The 15,130-nt window shown below is 65.3% G+C and carries 14 protein-coding genes; 8 read left to right on the top strand and 6 right to left on the bottom strand.

All coding sequences use genetic code 11. The annotated features are described in order from the left end of the window. Positions 1-23: 23 nt before the first annotated feature. The 4 genes from ACFPN5_RS14315 to ACFPN5_RS14300 all read left to right on the top strand — a co-directional run bounded on the left by ACFPN5_RS14315 (position 24) and on the right by ACFPN5_RS14300 (position 4,139). The gene (locus tag ACFPN5_RS14315) at positions 24-845 is read left to right on the top strand and encodes an alpha/beta fold hydrolase (RefSeq protein ID WP_379784447.1); all 822 of its coding nucleotides are present in this window, start codon (positions 24-26) and stop codon (positions 843-845) included. A 49-nt stretch (positions 846-894) separates the two neighbouring features. Further along, positions 895-1,461, top strand: a complete 567-nt coding sequence (locus ACFPN5_RS14310) for a TMEM175 family protein (protein ID WP_379784379.1) — start codon at positions 895-897, stop codon at positions 1,459-1,461. Continuing rightward, a complete protein-coding gene (locus ACFPN5_RS14305) occupies positions 1,458-2,549 on the top strand; it encodes a porin (protein ID WP_379784377.1) in 1,092 nt (363 codons plus the stop codon). Before ACFPN5_RS14310 ends, ACFPN5_RS14305 begins: the two co-directional genes overlap by 4 nt. A 135-nt stretch (positions 2,550-2,684) precedes the next feature. Next, positions 2,685-4,139, top strand: coding sequence for a catalase (locus ACFPN5_RS14300; protein WP_379784375.1), 1,455 nt, complete (start codon positions 2,685-2,687; stop codon positions 4,137-4,139). A 242-nt stretch (positions 4,140-4,381) separates the two neighbouring features. Here ACFPN5_RS14300 and lepB read toward each other — a convergent pair whose 3' ends face one another. The 3 genes from lepB to ACFPN5_RS14285 form a co-directional block, all read right to left on the bottom strand. Then, the gene (gene lepB, locus ACFPN5_RS14295; RefSeq protein WP_379784373.1) at positions 4,382-5,053 is read right to left on the bottom strand and encodes a signal peptidase I; all 672 of its coding nucleotides are present in this window, start codon (positions 5,051-5,053) and stop codon (positions 4,382-4,384) included. A gap of 88 nt (positions 5,054-5,141) precedes the next feature. Further along, complete coding sequence (locus ACFPN5_RS14290; RefSeq protein ID WP_379784371.1) at positions 5,142-5,318, bottom strand: hypothetical protein; 177 nt, start codon at positions 5,316-5,318, stop codon at positions 5,142-5,144. Beyond that, complete coding sequence (locus tag ACFPN5_RS14285) at positions 5,315-6,496, bottom strand: PepSY-associated TM helix domain-containing protein (RefSeq protein WP_379784369.1); 1,182 nt, start codon at positions 6,494-6,496, stop codon at positions 5,315-5,317. The genes ACFPN5_RS14290 and ACFPN5_RS14285 overlap by 4 nt, the downstream gene beginning before the upstream one ends. Before the next feature lie 107 nt (positions 6,497-6,603). On the opposite strand from ACFPN5_RS14285, the gene ACFPN5_RS14280 reads away from it, so the two are divergent. After that, entirely contained in the window at positions 6,604-8,808 is a 2,205-nt protein-coding gene (locus ACFPN5_RS14280; RefSeq protein WP_379784367.1) for a TonB-dependent receptor, read from the top strand. A 9-nt stretch (positions 8,809-8,817) separates the two neighbouring features. On the opposite strand, the gene ACFPN5_RS14275 is transcribed toward ACFPN5_RS14280, so the two are convergent. From ACFPN5_RS14275 to ACFPN5_RS14265, 3 genes are read right to left on the bottom strand one after another with little or no spacing between them, the layout of a single operon-like run. Next, positions 8,818-9,228, bottom strand: a complete 411-nt coding sequence (locus ACFPN5_RS14275; RefSeq protein ID WP_379784365.1) for a hypothetical protein — start codon at positions 9,226-9,228, stop codon at positions 8,818-8,820. After that, entirely contained in the window at positions 9,225-10,145 is a 921-nt protein-coding gene (locus ACFPN5_RS14270; RefSeq protein ID WP_379784363.1) for an SPFH domain-containing protein, read from the bottom strand. Before ACFPN5_RS14270 ends, ACFPN5_RS14275 begins: the two co-directional genes overlap by 4 nt. 33 nt (positions 10,146-10,178) lie before the next feature. After that, positions 10,179-10,601, bottom strand: a complete 423-nt coding sequence (locus ACFPN5_RS14265) for an NfeD family protein (protein ID WP_379784361.1) — start codon at positions 10,599-10,601, stop codon at positions 10,179-10,181. Positions 10,602-10,888: 287 nt separating this feature from the next. Between ACFPN5_RS14265 and ACFPN5_RS14260 the strand changes: the two genes are divergently transcribed. The 3 genes from ACFPN5_RS14260 (at position 10,889) to mdcA (ending at position 15,115) form a co-directional block, all read left to right on the top strand. Next, on the top strand, positions 10,889-11,821 hold the full coding sequence (locus ACFPN5_RS14260) for a LysR family transcriptional regulator (RefSeq protein ID WP_379784359.1): 933 nt from the start codon (positions 10,889-10,891) through the stop codon (positions 11,819-11,821). 152 nt (positions 11,822-11,973) lie between these two features. Further along, positions 11,974-13,404 carry an SLC13 family permease gene (locus tag ACFPN5_RS14255; protein WP_379784357.1) on the top strand — a complete coding sequence of 477 codons (1,431 nt, stop codon included), beginning with the start codon at positions 11,974-11,976 and terminating at the stop codon, positions 13,402-13,404. Positions 13,405-13,417: 13 nt separating this feature from the next. Further along, complete coding sequence (mdcA, locus tag ACFPN5_RS14250) at positions 13,418-15,115, top strand: malonate decarboxylase subunit alpha (protein WP_379784355.1); 1,698 nt, start codon at positions 13,418-13,420, stop codon at positions 15,113-15,115. Positions 15,116-15,130: the final 15 nt, after the last annotated feature.

Genomic DNA, 15,130 nt, shown 5'->3' with positions numbered 1-15,130 from the left:
CATCCATGAGCACCAATCGCACCATCAACACCGTCACCGCCAAGGACGGCACCATCATCCACTTCACCGACTGGGGCCATGGCCAACCGGTTGTGTTCAGCCACGGCTGGCCGCTGCAGGGCGACGCCTGGGAAGACCAGATGATGTTCCTGGCCGAGCACGGTTATCGCGTGATTGCACACGACCGCCGCGGCCATGGCGCTTCGAGCAAGCCATGGCACGGCAACGACATGAATACCTACGCGGACGACCTGGGCACCCTGATCGACGCCCTGGACCTGACGAATGCCATGCTGGTCGGCCATTCAACCGGCGGTGGCGAGGTGGCGCGCTACATCGGCCGTCATGGCACCGGCCGCGTCGGCAAGGCAGTGCTGATCGGCGCCGTCACGCCACAGATGATGAAATCCGACGCCAATCCGGACGGCGTGCCGATGTCGGTCTTCGACGGCATCCGCGATGGCGTGAAAGCCGATCGCGCACAGTTCTTCCTCGACCTGGCAGGACCTTTCTATGGTTTCAACCGTGAAGGCGCGAAGGTATCCGAAGGCATGCGCCAGACCTTCTGGCTGCAAGGGATGCGCTGCAGCCTGCGCAGCGCCTACGCGTGCATCAAGCAGTTCTCGGAGACGGACTTCTCAAGCGACCTGAAGAAAATGACGGTCCCGACCCTGGTCATCCATGGGGACGACGACCAGATCGTTCCCCTGTCCACGACAGCGCGCCGCGCCGTTGAGCTGTTGCCCCAAGCGACGCTGAGCGTCTATGAAGGCGCCGGCCATGGCCTGCCCCAGACGCACAAGGAGCGTCTGAACGCCGAACTGCTGGCGTTCCTGCGCTCGTAATGCGCCCACGCACCCGGCGGCGCCGGGTGCAACCACGTACGGAATCGGCATGAACAAGAACCGGCTCGAGGCGTTCAGCGACGGCGTCATCGCCATCATTATCACCATCATGGTCCTGGAACTCAGGCCGCCGGAATCTGCCGCGGTAGCGGATCTCGCCACTGTGTTCCCCGGATGGCTCCGCTACCTGCTCAGTTACGTGTATGTCGGAATCTACTGGATCAACCACCATGCATTGCTGAACAAGTTTTCGCGCGTGGATGGGGGAGCGCTCTGGGCGAACATGCACTTGCTGTTCTGGATGTCGCTCATTCCCTATGTTACGGCATGGGCCGGCGAAAACCCGATGGAGCCGGTCCCGGTGGCGCTGTATGGCTTCATCCTGCTGATGTGCTCGATCTCGTTCATGCTGCTCTCGTGGCGACTGCACGCGGCAGAGGCGGTCTCGAAGCAGGCGGCCGGATACAGGAACAAGAACCGGCTGTCGATAGGGCTCTACGCCCTGGCGATTCTTGTATCGCTGTCGCATCCCCCCACTGGTTCTCTCATCCATGTCCTGCTCGCCCTGATCTGGATCTATCCGGATCGCCGCGAGCAGGCGGGAAGTTTTCTATGAATAAGCACATTAGCTATGGAATGGCCGCGTGCCTTGTACTCGGTACAAGGCACGCGAGCGCCCAAACGGGCGCACAGGTGTACGGCCGCCTCAACATCTCGGTTGAGCGAATGACAGCCTCGCCTGGCGCGGATGTCCGCGGGGCTAGGGTCACGCGCCTTTCGAACAACCGTTCCGTGTTCGGTTTTCGCGGCAAGGAAGAACTGGGTGACGGCATGAACCTGGTGTACCAGGTCGAAGGGGCGCTGGCGCCGGATACGGGAGGGGGCGCGATCGCCCAGCGGGACACCCGTGTTGGCCTGGAGGGCCGGCATGGCACCCTGCTCTTCGGCCATTGGGCAAGCGCCTACAGCGCGGCCACGTCCGGGTTGGACCCGTTTTACGTGACCACGGCGGCGTACTCGAGCATCCTTGGCAATGGATCGGCTGCCTCGACAGACCACGAGAACGACAAGGTGTCTTTCGATCGCCGCCAGGCCAATTCGGTCCACTACTGGACGCCATCCTGGGGTGATGCCCACCTGCGCCTGACGCACGGCCTGAGCGAGTCGCGCCAGGGCAGCCCCAGCAAGCCTTCGCTCACTTCCGTCGCCGCCATCCTCGACCGCGGCGCATGGTATGTGTCGCTCGCGCATGAGATCCATCGCAATTACCAGGGCCCGGGGCTTGACGACACGGGCACCAAATTGGGCGTGGCCTACCGGTTCGGTAACACGCGTGTGGCGGGTGTCGTGGAGCGGCTGGAGTACGAAACAGTCACTGGCGAGCTGGGGCGCACCGCATGGTATCTGTCGCTCACGCATCAGATGGGCGCGCATGGATTGCGCGCCAGCCTTGCACGCGCCAACGACGCGCGCGGCAGGTCGACAGACACGCTTGGGTACGTGCAAGCCGGCCCGGATAGCGGCGCGGTGCACATGACGGCTGGCTATGAATATGCCCTGTCCAAGCGCACAGCGCTGCATGCCTACCTGACCCACCTGGACAACGAGCAAAACGCGGTGCACGACTTCGGCATCAACCAGCTGGGGGCCGGGACCGGTGCGACGCTCAAAGGCGCGACGCTTGGAATGCGGCACGCGTTCTGACGGCCGGCGGTTCCTGCACACGCCAGCCACGCCATACATTTCGATAGTGTCCGTCACAGCAATGCTGCCCTACTCTGTTTCACCATCGGTATGCACGATACCGGCAAGCCCAATGTTCACCCAGAAGAGCAAACTATGAACGACATCACCACTGCATCAGGCATTCCCGTTGCCGACAATCAGAACTCGATTACCGCAGGTCCGCGCGGCCCTGTCCTGCTGCAAGACTTCCACCTGATCGAAAAGCTCCAGCATTTCAATCGGGAGCGGATCCCTGAACGCGTCGTGCATGCCAAGGGCTCGGGGGCCTTCGGCACGTTCACCGTCACGCATGACATCACCGGGTACACCAGGGCGCAAGTATTTGCATCCCTCGGCAAGCAAACCCCGGTATTCCTGCGCTTTTCGACAGTGGGGGGCGAGAAGGGTTCCGCCGATACGGAACGCGATCCACGCGGCTTTGCGCTGCGGTTCTACACCGAAGACGGCAACTGGGATCTCGTCGGGAATAACACGCCGACGTTTTTCCTGAAGGACGGCATCAAGTTCCCGGACTTTATCCATACCCAGAAACGAGATCCGCAGACCAATCTGAAATCGGCCCGGATGATGTGGGACTTCTGGAGCAATGCGCCGGAGTCGCTGCATCAGGTCACGATCCTGTTTTCAGACCGCGGTACGCCGGACGGCTACCGGCACATGGACGGCTTCGGCAGCCATACCTACAGCCTTATCGATGAGAACGGCGGCCGCGTCTGGGTCAAATGGCATTTCAAGACCCGACAGGGCATCAGGAACCTGTTGGCCGCTGAAGCTGTCCGCCTGGCAGGGACTGATCCGGACTACGCCCAGCGCGACCTGTTCAACGCGATCGACAGGGGCGACTTCCCGCGCTGGAGCGTTGAGATCCAGGTCATGACCGATTCGCAGCGTGTCGACTGGGAGAACAAGACCGGATGGGATGCGTTCGACCTGACGAAGGTATGGCCCCAGGGCGACTTCCCGCGCCAGCCCGTCGGTGTGCTGGAGCTCAACCGCAACCCCGAAAACTATCATGCAGAAGTCGAGCAGGCCGCCCTGTCGCCGTCGAACGTCGTGCCGGGTATTGGCTACAGCCCGGACAAGATGCTGCAGGCACGCTTGTTTGCCTATCACGACGCACAGCTCTACCGCGTCGGGACGAATCACCAGCACCTCCCGGTGAACAGGCCCGTGTGCCCTGTCCACAACCAGCAGCGCGATGGCGCAATGTCGATCGCCAACGGCGGGGCGGCACCCAACTATGATCCGGTGCGCTCCGGTCTCCCGGCCTCCGGAGGGTATGGCCACGGTGACGCCGGCTGGGAACTTCATGGTACGGCCGGAAGGTACGACACGCGCCCGGTCGACGACCACTATACCCAGGCCGGCAACCTGTATCGCCTGCTCGGCGCCGACGCGAAGCGGAACCTGGTCGACAATATTGCCGCCTCCTTGAGCCATGCCGATCCTGCAGTGCAGGACCGCCAGTTACATCATTTCATGAAGGCAGACCCGGCATACGGCCATGCTGTTGCTTCCGCTATCAGTGCGCTCCGGAACGGAGCCTAGGTACACATGCCTGAGTCGATGTCCGGCCTGTTGCGGGAATATGGCGCCCTACTGTTGTTCCTGAACGTCCTGCTTGTTCAACCGGGCCTGCTGATTTCCGCGATGCCTGCCTTGATCATTGCCGGCAGTCTTGCAGCACGACCCGCACGTCTCCCCTTTGAAAAACGGCATCGATGGCTGGGTTCAGGCGGGATTTCCAGTCGAGCCCGATCCAGTGAGAATCGGGCTTTGAGCGTGCCGAGCTAGTCGCGCAGCGACATGCCGAAGCGCTCGAAGCGCGGCGTCCAATTTGCCAGGATATCGGCCGACACCAGCAGGCGCTCGGCGCGCCCGATCAGCAGGTGGCGCGGCACGAAACCGATCACGCGCGAGTCGGCGCTGTTGTCGCGGTTATCCCCGAGCATCAGGTACTGGCCGGAAGGCACCACGACCGGGCCGAAGTTGCGCGCGCCCGTGACCGCCTGCGGGATCAGCTGGATGCGGCGCGCGTGGCCGTCGATGCTTTCGCTCACGCGCAGCGCCGCCACCTGCCCTGCCCCGATCGGCTCCATCACCTGCTGGGGCTTCTCATAGGCGGCCTCGACGCCGTTGATGACGAGGCGCTCGTCTCGCATTTCGACCACATCGCCCGGCACGCCGACCAGGCGCTTGATGAGGCGCGTGCCGTCGACGGGCGAGCTGAAGGTGACGACGTCGCCGCGCTGCGGCTCGCCGGTATGGGTGACCACATGATCGGTCAGCGGCACTTTCACATTGAAGGCCAGCCGGTTCACGAACACGACGTCGCCCTCGAGCAGGTTGGGCCGCATCGAGGCCGAGGGAATCGGGTTCCAGTCCGCGACCGCCGTCCGGAACACGCCGAACAGCAACATGAACAGCAAAAACCCCTTGTTGGCGCGGATGAAGCCCTTCATTGCAGTCTCCTGATGTGGTGGTCGATACCCACCTTATACCGGGAGTTTCCGTGTGGATGCTTTGGAAATGCTTAAGGCTTCGACGACGCTAGGGCCGCCTGGGTCGCAGGCTGTACCAGAGACTTACCAGCACCGGGGCGCCGAGGGCGAACGCGGAGACCAGGTCCCAGATCCCGTCGCCGAGCAGGGCGCTGATGAGGCCAATGATGGTGAGGATGCCGAGCAGGATCGGCATGCCCCAGAGCGCCATGAAGCGCCCGCTCATCGCCCCTCTCCCGTGCGCGCCAGGGCCGGCTTCGGGGCTGTCCGCGCATGCTGCGCGGCCTGCACGTGGCGCTTCTCGGCCTGGCCGCGCTTGATCCAGAGGTACAGGCCGCTGCCGAGGACGATGATCGTCGCCACGTCGAGCAGCGCCCACAGCAGCTGCATCCAGCCGCCGCCGTAGTCGCCGAAGTGCAGCGGCTGCGACACCAGCAGCGCCGTCAGGTACCAGGGCAAGTCGCGGTGGTCGGTAATGGCACCCGTCTGCGCGTCGATCAGCACCGGCTTGTACAGGCGCGACGAAAACGCTTCGTTGCCGCGCATGTAGACGCCGTAATGGCGCGGGCTCGCAAAGGGCGTGCCGGGGAAGGCGACGAAGCCGACCTGCATGCCGGGCGCCGCCTTTTCCGCCAGCCTGATTGCCGCATCCATCGAGGCCAGCCGGCCCAGCGGCGGCGCGCCCTTGTAGGGCTCGAGCATGTCCGCAATTTCCGTCTCCTGCCAGTATTTCAGCAGCACGTCGGCCCAGGTATTGATCATGCCGGTGGCACCCACTACCAGCGCCCACACCAGCGTGACGATGCCAAGCAGGTTGTGCAGGTCGAGCCATTTCAGGCGCCGGGTGCGGCCATGGCGCACGGTGCCGAATTCGAGCTTGCGCATGAAGGGCGCGTACAGCACCACCCCGCTGACCAGGGCCACCAGCAGCAGCAGCCCCATCAGGCCGAGGAACAGCTTGCCCGGCAGGCCCGCGAACAGGTCCACGTGCAGGCGGAACATGGTCGACATGAAGGCGCCGCCCTCGAAAGCCGGCTCGGTGATGACTTTTGCCGTACGGGCGTCGACTGCGATCGGCTTGTAATCCTCGTCGTTCGGATGGTCGCCGAGGGTCACGTTCCAGATCGCCGGCTCATCCATCTCCTGCGAGATGTACATTGTGATCTTGCCTGGGTACAGGGCGCGCGCGGAGGCGATCACCTCGTCGACATTCGCGCGCGGAGGATTGGCGGCCAGGGCCGGCGCCAGTTCTGGAGCCTCGACGTCGTTGCCGAGCAGGTGGCCGATCTCGTGGTGATAGATCAGCGGCAGGCCGGTCAGGCACAGCAGGAGCATGAAGACGGTGCAGACCAGGCTGCTCCACTTGTGGATCCAGCTCCAGCGGCGTAGGGAGTGTGATGACATGGTGTGTGTTCGATGATGAGCGGCAAATGATAGTAGTTCTCATTTACATTCGCAAGCTTTGCACGCATAATAATGAGAACCATTCTCATTAACAAGAAAACGAAGATATGAACCGCTTGCGCTTCCCCCTCACACCACTCGCCCTTGGCGCCCTGCTCCTTGCCAGCCACGCCGGCGCCCAGACCGCCGATCCCGCCGCCCCTCCTGCAACCGGGGAGCCCATGGCGACCGTGGTCGTCACGGCCTCCGCCGACGCTTCCGCCCAGGGCCTGCCGCGCGCCTACGCCGGCGGCCAGGTCGCGCGCGGCGGGCGCCTCGGCCTGCTCGGCAACCTCGACATCATGGACACGCCCTTCAATGCCAGCAATTACACCCAGGCGCTGATCCAGGACCAGCAGGCGCGCAGCGTGGCCGACGTGGTGCAGAACGATCCATCGGTGCGCGTGGCGCGCGGCTTCGGCAATTACCAGGAGCTGTACGTGATCCGCGGCTTCGCAGTCAACTCCGACGACCTCGCCTACAACGGCCTGTACGGCCTGCTGCCGCGCCAGTTCGTGGCCTCTGAACTGCTCGAGCGCGTGGAAGTGTTCCGCGGCGCGAACAGCTTCATCAACGGCGCGGCGCCGGGCGGCGGCGGCATCGGTGGCATGATCAACCTGGTGCCGAAACGCGCCCCGAACGCGCCGCTCAACCGCGCCACCTTCGGGGTCGAGAGCGGCGGCCAGCTGTACGGCGCAGTCGACGTGGCGCGCCGCTTCGGTCCCGAGGACCGCGCCGGCCTGCGCGTGAATGCCGTGCGCCGCGATGGCGAAACCGCGATCGACCGCGAGGAGCGCGAGCTGAGCGTGTTCTCGATCGGCGCCGATTACCGCGGCCGCGGCTACCGCGTGTCGGCCGACGTCGGCTACCAGAACCATCAGCTGGACAAGGCGCGCCCGAGCGTGACGATCGCGTCAGGCCTGCCGATCATCGCGGCGCCCGACGCCGACAGCAACTGGGCGCAGCCATGGACGGTGTCGAAAGAGCGCGACGTCTTCGGCACCCTGCGCGGCGAAGTCGACCTCGGCAAGGATGCGGTGGCCTGGGCCGCCTTTGGCGCGCGCGAGGGAGATGAACTCAACGTGCTGACGAACACCACGGTCACGGGCGTGGACGGCGGCGCGACCATGAGCCGCTTCGACAACGTGCGCGAGGACCAGGTGCGCACCGGCGAAATCGGGGTGCGCGGCACGCTGCGTACCGGTGCCATAGGCCATACGCTTTCGGCCACTGCCTCGGGCTTCCATTCCGAGTCGCGCAATGCGTTCGCGCTCGGCGACTTCGCGGGCTTCGCGACCAACATCTACCGGCCGCGCGATGTGGCCGCGCCCCCGACCGGCTTTTTCCCGGGCGGGAACATGGCGGATCCGCTCCTGACCCGCAAGAGCATCCTGTCGAGCGCCGCGATTGCCGACACGCTGTCGTTTGCGGGCGACCGGGTGCTGCTGACGGTCGGCCTGCGCCACCAGCGCATCAAGGATGCCGGCTTCGATTACGTCACCGGCATCGAGAATTCGCGCTACGAGTCGAGCGCGAACACGCCCGTGTTCGGCCTGGTCTACAAGCCGCTTGATGGCGTGTCGCTGTATGCGAACTATATCGAGGCCTTGCAGCCGGGCGCGGTCGCTCCGGCTGCCGACAACCTGGGCCGGCCCCTGACGAATCCGAATGCCGTGTTCGCGCCCTACCGCTCGCGCCAGAAGGAAATCGGCGTCAAGCTCGACGGCGGCAAGTTTGGCGGCAGCGTGGCGCTGTTCACGGTCGCCCAGCCCCAGGCCTATATTCAGGACCGCACTTTCGGCCTGTTCGGCGAGCAGCGCAACCGTGGCCTCGAGCTGTCCGTGTTCGGCATGCCGGCAACGGGCCTGCGCCTGCTGGGCGGCCTGACGGCGCTCGACTCCCAGCAGCGCCGCACGCCGGGCGGCGCCTTTGACGGCCGCGAAGCGATCGGCGTGCCCGAGATCCAGTTCAACCTCGGCGCCGACTGGGATGTGCCGGGCGTGCCTGGCCTGGCCCTGAATGCACGCGCGGTTTCGACCTCGCCCCAGTACGCGGACGGCGCAAACCTGCAGCGCGTGCCGTCCTGGACGCGGCTGGACCTGGGCGCCAGCTGGAGCACGCGCCTGATGAACCGCGACGTGACGCTCCGCGCGCGCATCGACAACGTCACGGACAAGAACTACTGGGCCTCGGCCGGCGGTTATCCGGGCTTCGGTTACCTGGTGGCGGGTGCGCCGCGCACGCTGGTGGTGTCGGGGTCGGTGGACTTCTAAACGGCCAGCTCAGGTAACCAAATACGCGGCCATCATGCCGAGGATGGTGGCCAGCAGCATCAGCAGGAAGAAGCCAAGCAGCCGCCCGACACCGCGCAGCTTTTGCCCGCGCGGGCGGCTGACCAGCACATACACGATGATCGCGACCGGCTCGAGCAGCAGGATCGCGATGTTGGCCCAGACCGAGCGGCGCACGCCCCGTGCGTCGCGGTCGAGCCGGAACCAGCAGAAGGTCAGGAAGCTCGACAGGAAGGCGGACACGATCGTCCACCACACCGGTTCGGGGAGCTGCCGTTCCTCCGCCATGCCGGTGACGAAGCCCGAGACGAGCATCGTCGCCAGGATCCCGGCCAGTATCCGGCGCGAGGCGGTGGTGTGCTCGACCGCTTCCGCGCCCGGGGTGCTGCCGTCAAGGCTCATTTCTGGGTTTTGACGATGTGCAGCGCGCTGGCGATCAGCCCGCTCATCTCGCCCAGGTTGGCCGGCACGATGATGGAATTGTTCGTCTTGGCCAGCTTGCCGAAGGCGTCGACATAATGCTCGGCCACGCGCAGGTTCATCGCGTCCTCGCCGCCCGGTTCGCGGATCGCGGCGCCGACCTGGCGCAGCGCGGTGGCGCTCGCTTCGGCCAGGGCCACGATCGCGCTCGCCTCGCCCTGTGCGCGGTTGATCGCGGCCTGGCGCTCGCCTTCGGAACGCGCGATCGACGCCTCACGCTCGCCGCTGGCGATGTTGATCTGTTCCTGGCGCCTTCCTTCCGAGGCGGCGATCAGGGCACGCTTCTCGCGCTCCGCGGTGATCTGGCGCTGCATCGAGTGCAGGATCTCTGCCGGCGGCGTCAGGTCCTTGATCTCATAGCGCAGCACCTTCACGCCCCAGTTGGCGGCCGACTCGTCGATCGCATTGACGATCGTGGTGTTGATGTGGTCGCGCTCCTCGAAAGTCTTGTCCAGCTCCATCTTTCCGATCACCGAACGCAGCGTGGTCTGGGCCAGCTGGGTGATGGCCTGCACGTAGTTCGAGGCGCCATACGAGGCACGCATCGCGTCCGTCACCTGGTAGTACAGGATGCCGTCCACCTGCAGCTGGGTATTGTCCCTGGTGATGCAGACCTGGGGCGGCACGTCGAGCGGGATTTCCTTCAGCACGTGCTTGTAGGCGATGCGGTCGATGAAGGGAATCACGATGTTCAGGCCCGGCGCCAGCGTCGCGTGGTACTTGCCGAGGCGCTCGACCACCCAGGCGTGCTGCTGGGGCACGACGTTGATCGTCTTGAAGACGAAGACGATTGCGATGACGAAGATGACCAGCGCCACGATTTCAAACGAAAATTCCATGAGCATCCCTGATAGATGAGTGACAAGTACGAGTTATGAATTGGCGACAATCAGGCGGTTGCCCTGCACCTCGACGATGCGGAAGTCGCCCGCCTCGGGAACCGCGCCGCCGCCCAGTTCCACGTCCCACAGCGCGCCGCGGTACATGACGCGCGCGCGGCCGTTGTTCCAGGCATGGACGGTGACGCGCCCGCCGATGTCAAGATTGACGTTCTGGTCGCGCGTCGCGCTCTGCTTTGCCGGCCTGCCGAAGCGGCTGCGGTGCAGAACGCCGGTCGCGCCCAGGCCAACCGCGGCCGCGACCAGGGTCTGGATCGGCCCGCTCCAGCCGAGCAGCGCGGCAATGCCGCCAAAGGCGAGGCCAATGGCGATCATCAGGAGGTAAAACGTTCCCGTGAACAGTTCGGCCACGACCAGAATGCCGGCGCCGACCATCCAGTTCATCCAGTCCGACATGTCATCCTCCTCATCGATTCTTGTATGGCGACTGCGGCGCCAGGTGACACGGAAAACCCCCGCCGCCGCTGGGGGGACGAGGGTTTCCAAAAGTCTAACTTGTTCCGGCGTCGAGTCAAGCTATTTGTTGCCTTTGAGCTATTAACTCTGCCACGACAAGCAGTTCGCCGTCCGGCGCCGGCCCGACCCTGCGCAGCGTCAAGGCATCCGGGCGCGGCAGGACAGGTTGTTCCCACTTTTTCGCTGTCTAACACCTGTGCCTTCTTAACCAGGAGCGGGAAACCATCATGCGCAGCCAGATCAGCGAGGACATCACCTTCCGCAAGCTCGAAGTGCTGATCGCCTACATGGACGGCGGCAGCCTCACCAATGCAGCGGCCATGCTCGGGATCAGCGCCGTCAGCGTCCACCGCGCCCTGCACTCGCTCGAGGAAGGCATGTCTTGCCAGCTGTTCGGCCACAAGGGGCGCAACCTGATCCCGAACGAGGCGGCGCGCGTGCTGGCCGAGGCCAGCCGCGACGTCATCGGGCGGATGGGCGACGGCATCGCCGCCACGCGCCAGGTGGCCGGCTATTCCGCGAGCCACCTGAAGATCGGCTCGCTGTACTCGCTCACCAACAGCACCACGCCCGAGGTCATTTTCGACATGCAGCTGCGCCGCCCCGACCTGCAGACCGAGCTGGTGCTGGGATCGAACGCCGACCTGCTGGCCAAGCTTCGGCAGAACCTGGTCGACGCCGCCCTGATGGCCGTGCCGGGCGACGACCCCGACCTGATCTCGATCCCGATGTTCGAAGACGACATCTTTTTCGCCGCGCCCGCCGGCTCGCCCTACGCCCGGGAAACGGCGATCGACCTGCGCCAGTGCGCGCGCGAACACTATGTCAGCCTGAGCGAAGGCTTCATCACCTACCAGGGCTTCGTCGAAGCGTTCCGGGTGGCCGGCTTTGCGCCGACCGTGGTCATGCAGGTGGGCGACATTTTTACGCTGATGAACCTCGTCAGTGCGGGACTCGGCTATACGCTGCTGCCCGGGCGCGTGCGCAACGTTTTCGGCGACAAGCTGCAGCTCATTCCACTCAAGCCGGAATTTCGCATGCGCCAGACGATCGGCGTAAACTTCCTGCGCGTGCGTGAGCGCGATCCGAACCTGCTGGCCCTGGCCGCGGTGTGCCGCATGCTGCGGGCCGGGCGGCACGGCGCCGGTATGGCGGCGTGAGGAACACTTACGCTTACCGTAAAGATTACGCCGTCCGCGCTAATTGATCACGGACGGATTCGGCGCTACCTTGGTCTCAATTGTCAGGAGCACTACGTCAGCACCACCGTCGGCACGACGTGCCGTGCAGTTCATTCGTTGGAGGCAAGCCGATGTCCTCTCACATGATCTCGATTTATGCGCTGATCGCAATGTTCGTCCTCGCCACGGCCCTGCCGATCAACATGGGCGTGATCGCCTTCGTCGGCGCCTTCCTGGTCGGCACGCTGGTCGCCGGCATGACCACCAAGGCGATCATGGCCGGCTTTCCCGCCGAGCTCTTCCTCACCCTGGTCGGCATTACTTACCTGTTCGCACAGGCGCAGAACAACGGCACCATCGACTGGCTGGTGCGCCTGGCGCTGCGCGCGGTGCGCGGGCGGGTGGCGGCCATTCCCTGGATCATGTTCGCCATCACCGCCCTGCTGACGGCGGTGGGCGCTGTCAGCCCGGCGGCGGTCGCCATCATCGCGCCGATCGCGCTGGGCTTTGCGGCCAAGTACGGGATCAATCCCCTGATGATGGGCCTGCTCGTGATCCACGGCGCCCAGGGCGGCGGCTTTTCCCCAATCAGCATCTACGGCGGCATCACCAACAAGATCGTGCAGAAAGCCGGGCTGCCGATCTCCGAACTGACCACCGCTTTCGTGAGCCTGGGCGTGAACTTCGCCGTCGCGCTCCTGCTGTTCTTCATGTTCGGCGGCATGGCCCTGATGCGCCAGCGCCAGGGTGGACCGTCCGGCCCCCTGCCGGCCTTTAACACCCAGGTCGCGATGCCCGCCTCCGGCCCACAGATCTTCGACGAGTCCGAAGGCGAAGCGCTGAGCGAGGAGCGCCTGATCATCAAGCGCTCGCCCGATGCGCTCAATGCCAGCACGGCGCCCGCCACGGCCGGTGGGCCCGGGGCCACCGGGGCAGGCGCCGCAGCCTCAGCCGTGCCGGTGCACGAGGGCGCCACGATGCAGCAGATGCTGACCGTGCTCGGGCTGATCGCGCTGGCGGTGCTGACCCTGGTCTACAAGCTCGACATCGGTTTCGTCGCGATCACCATCGGCCTGCTGCTGTCGATCATCGCCCCGAACGTGCAAAAGCGCGCCATCACCCAGGTGTCGTGGCCGGAGATCATGCTCATCGTCGGCGTCAGCACCTATGTCGGCGTGATGGAGAAGATGGGCACCATTACCTTTGTCGGCCACAGCGTCGCCGGCCTCACGTCGCCGCTGATCGCCGCCCTCCTGCTGTGCTTCGTGGGCGCCGTGGTGTCGGCCTTCGCTTCGTCCACCGCCGTGCTCGGCTCGCTGATCCCGCTGGCCGTGCCCTTCCTGCAGTCCGGCACCGGGGTCGACCCGATTGGCTTCATCGCCGCGATGGCGGTCTCCTCGACCATCGTCGACGTCAGCCCGTTCTCGACCAATGGCGCGCTGGTGCTGGCCAACGCCCAGGGCGTCGACCGCGACGTCTTCCTGCGCCAGCTGATGATTTACGGCGGCATCGTCACCCTCGCGGCGCCGGTCGTGGTCTGGTTCCTGTTCGTTGTTCTCTAGTGGAGAGGCCGCGATGAGTCAAGCCAAGGTTGGGCTTACCGGCGTCGGCCGCACAGGGCGCCAGTGGAACCGCCTGCAGGAAAACCGGGCTGCGCGCCTGGAGCGGGCGCGCAATGTGCTGGGCGGTGCGCTGGCCGGCAAGGTCGTCGACGCCTCGCAGGTGGTCGCGCTGATGCACGAGGTGATCGAGCCGGGCGACCGCGTCTGCCTCGAGGGCAACAACCAGAAGCAGGCGGACTTCCTCGGCAAGGCCCTGGCCAGGCTCGACCCGGCGCGCGTGCACGACCTGCACCTGCTGCTGTCGGTGCTGTCCCTGCCAGAGCACCTGGACGTGTTCGAGAACGGCATCGGCGCGCGCCTCGACTTTTCCTTCTCCGGCCCGCAGGCGGCGCGCCTGGCCCGGCTCGCAGCAAGCGGCAAGCTCAACATCGGCGCGATCCACACCTATCTAGAACTGTTCGGCCGCTATTTCGTCGACCTGACGCCGCGCGTGGCGCTCGTCGCCGCCGAAGCGGCCGACCGCGATGGCAACCTGTACACCGGCCCGAATACCGAGGATACCCCGGCCATCGTCGAGGCCACCGCCTTCAAGGGCGGCATCGTGATCGCCCAGGTCAACCGCGTCGTCGATACCCTCCCCCGCGTCGACATCCCGGCCGACTGGGTCGAGTTCGTGGTGCCCTCGCCGACGCCGTATTACATCGAGCCGCTGTTTACGCGCGACCCGGCCCAGATTTCCGAGATCCAGGTCCTGATGGCCATGATGGCGATCAAGGGCATCTACGCCGAATACGGGGTGCAGCGCCTGAACCACGGTATCGGCTTCGACACGGCCGCGATCGAACTGATCCTGCCGACCTATGCGGCGGACCTTGGCCTGAAGGGCAAGATCGCCAGCTACTGGGCGCTCAATCCGCACCCGGCGCTGATTCCCGCGATCGAGGCCGGCTTTGTCGAGTCCGTCCACTCGTTCGGCTCGGAGCTGGGCATGGAAAACTATATCCGCGCGCGGCCGGACGTCTTCTTTTGCGGCCCGGACGGCTCGATGCGCAGCAACCGCGCCTTTTCGCAGGCGGCCGGCCACTACGCCTGCGACATGTTCATCGGCTCGACCCTGCAGATCGACTTGCAGGGCAATTCCTCGACCGCGACGACCGGACGCATCTCCGGCTTCGGCGGCGCCCCCAACATGGGCAGCGACGCGCGCGGACGGCGCCACGTCAGCCCGGCCTGGCTGAAGGCGGGCCAGCAGGCGCGCACCGGTCGCGATACCGTCCCGCGCGGCCAGAAGCTCGTGGTGCAGATCGTGGAGACCTTCCGCGAGCACATGGCGCCGGCCTTCGTGGAAGAACTCGACGCCTGGAAGCTCGGCGAGCAGGCCGGGATGGCGATCCCGCCGGTGATGATCTACGGCGACGACGTGACCCATATCCTGACCGAGGAAGGCATTGCCAACCTGCTGCTGTGCCGCACGGGCGAGGAACGCGAACAGGCAATCCGCGCCGTGGCCGGCTACACGCCGGTCGGCATGGCGCGCGACAAGCGCATGGTGGAAAACCTGCGCGACAGAGGCATCGTCCAGCGTCCGGAAGACCTCGGCATCGACAAGCGCCTCGCCACGCGCGACCTGCTCGCCGCAAAGAACATGAAGGACCTGGTCCGGGCCTCCGGCGGGCTGTACGAGCCGCCGAAGCGCTTTCGCAACTGGTAATGGAGCTGTACTAAG

The sequence above is a fragment of the Massilia niabensis genome, assembly GCF_042655085.1.
In the GTDB taxonomy this organism is placed as follows: domain Bacteria; phylum Pseudomonadota; class Gammaproteobacteria; order Burkholderiales; family Burkholderiaceae_D; genus Telluria; species Telluria niabensis.
This window is presented reverse-complemented; position numbering and strand designations above follow the sequence as displayed.

Coding starts and splice junctions, on each gene's coding strand:
- ACFPN5_RS14255 (WP_379784357.1), top strand. CDS start 11,974: ATGTCCTCTCACATGATCTCGATTTATGCGCTGATCGCAATGTTCGTC.
- ACFPN5_RS14310 (WP_379784379.1), top strand. CDS start 895: ATGAACAAGAACCGGCTCGAGGCGTTCAGCGACGGCGTCATCGCCATC.
- ACFPN5_RS14300 (WP_379784375.1), top strand. CDS start 2,685: ATGAACGACATCACCACTGCATCAGGCATTCCCGTTGCCGACAATCAG.
- ACFPN5_RS14265 (WP_379784361.1), bottom strand. CDS start 10,601: ATGTCGGACTGGATGAACTGGATGGTCGGCGCCGGCATTCTGGTCGTG.
- ACFPN5_RS14280 (WP_379784367.1), top strand. CDS start 6,604: ATGAACCGCTTGCGCTTCCCCCTCACACCACTCGCCCTTGGCGCCCTG.
- lepB (WP_379784373.1), bottom strand. CDS start 5,053: ATGAAGGGCTTCATCCGCGCCAACAAGGGGTTTTTGCTGTTCATGTTG.
- ACFPN5_RS14270 (WP_379784363.1), bottom strand. CDS start 10,145: ATGGAATTTTCGTTTGAAATCGTGGCGCTGGTCATCTTCGTCATCGCA.
- ACFPN5_RS14275 (WP_379784365.1), bottom strand. CDS start 9,228: ATGAGCCTTGACGGCAGCACCCCGGGCGCGGAAGCGGTCGAGCACACC.
- ACFPN5_RS14285 (WP_379784369.1), bottom strand. CDS start 6,496: ATGTCATCACACTCCCTACGCCGCTGGAGCTGGATCCACAAGTGGAGC.
- ACFPN5_RS14260 (WP_379784359.1), top strand. CDS start 10,889: ATGCGCAGCCAGATCAGCGAGGACATCACCTTCCGCAAGCTCGAAGTG.
- ACFPN5_RS14305 (WP_379784377.1), top strand. CDS start 1,458: ATGAATAAGCACATTAGCTATGGAATGGCCGCGTGCCTTGTACTCGGT.
- ACFPN5_RS14290 (WP_379784371.1), bottom strand. CDS start 5,318: ATGAGCGGGCGCTTCATGGCGCTCTGGGGCATGCCGATCCTGCTCGGC.
- mdcA (WP_379784355.1), top strand. CDS start 13,418: ATGAGTCAAGCCAAGGTTGGGCTTACCGGCGTCGGCCGCACAGGGCGC.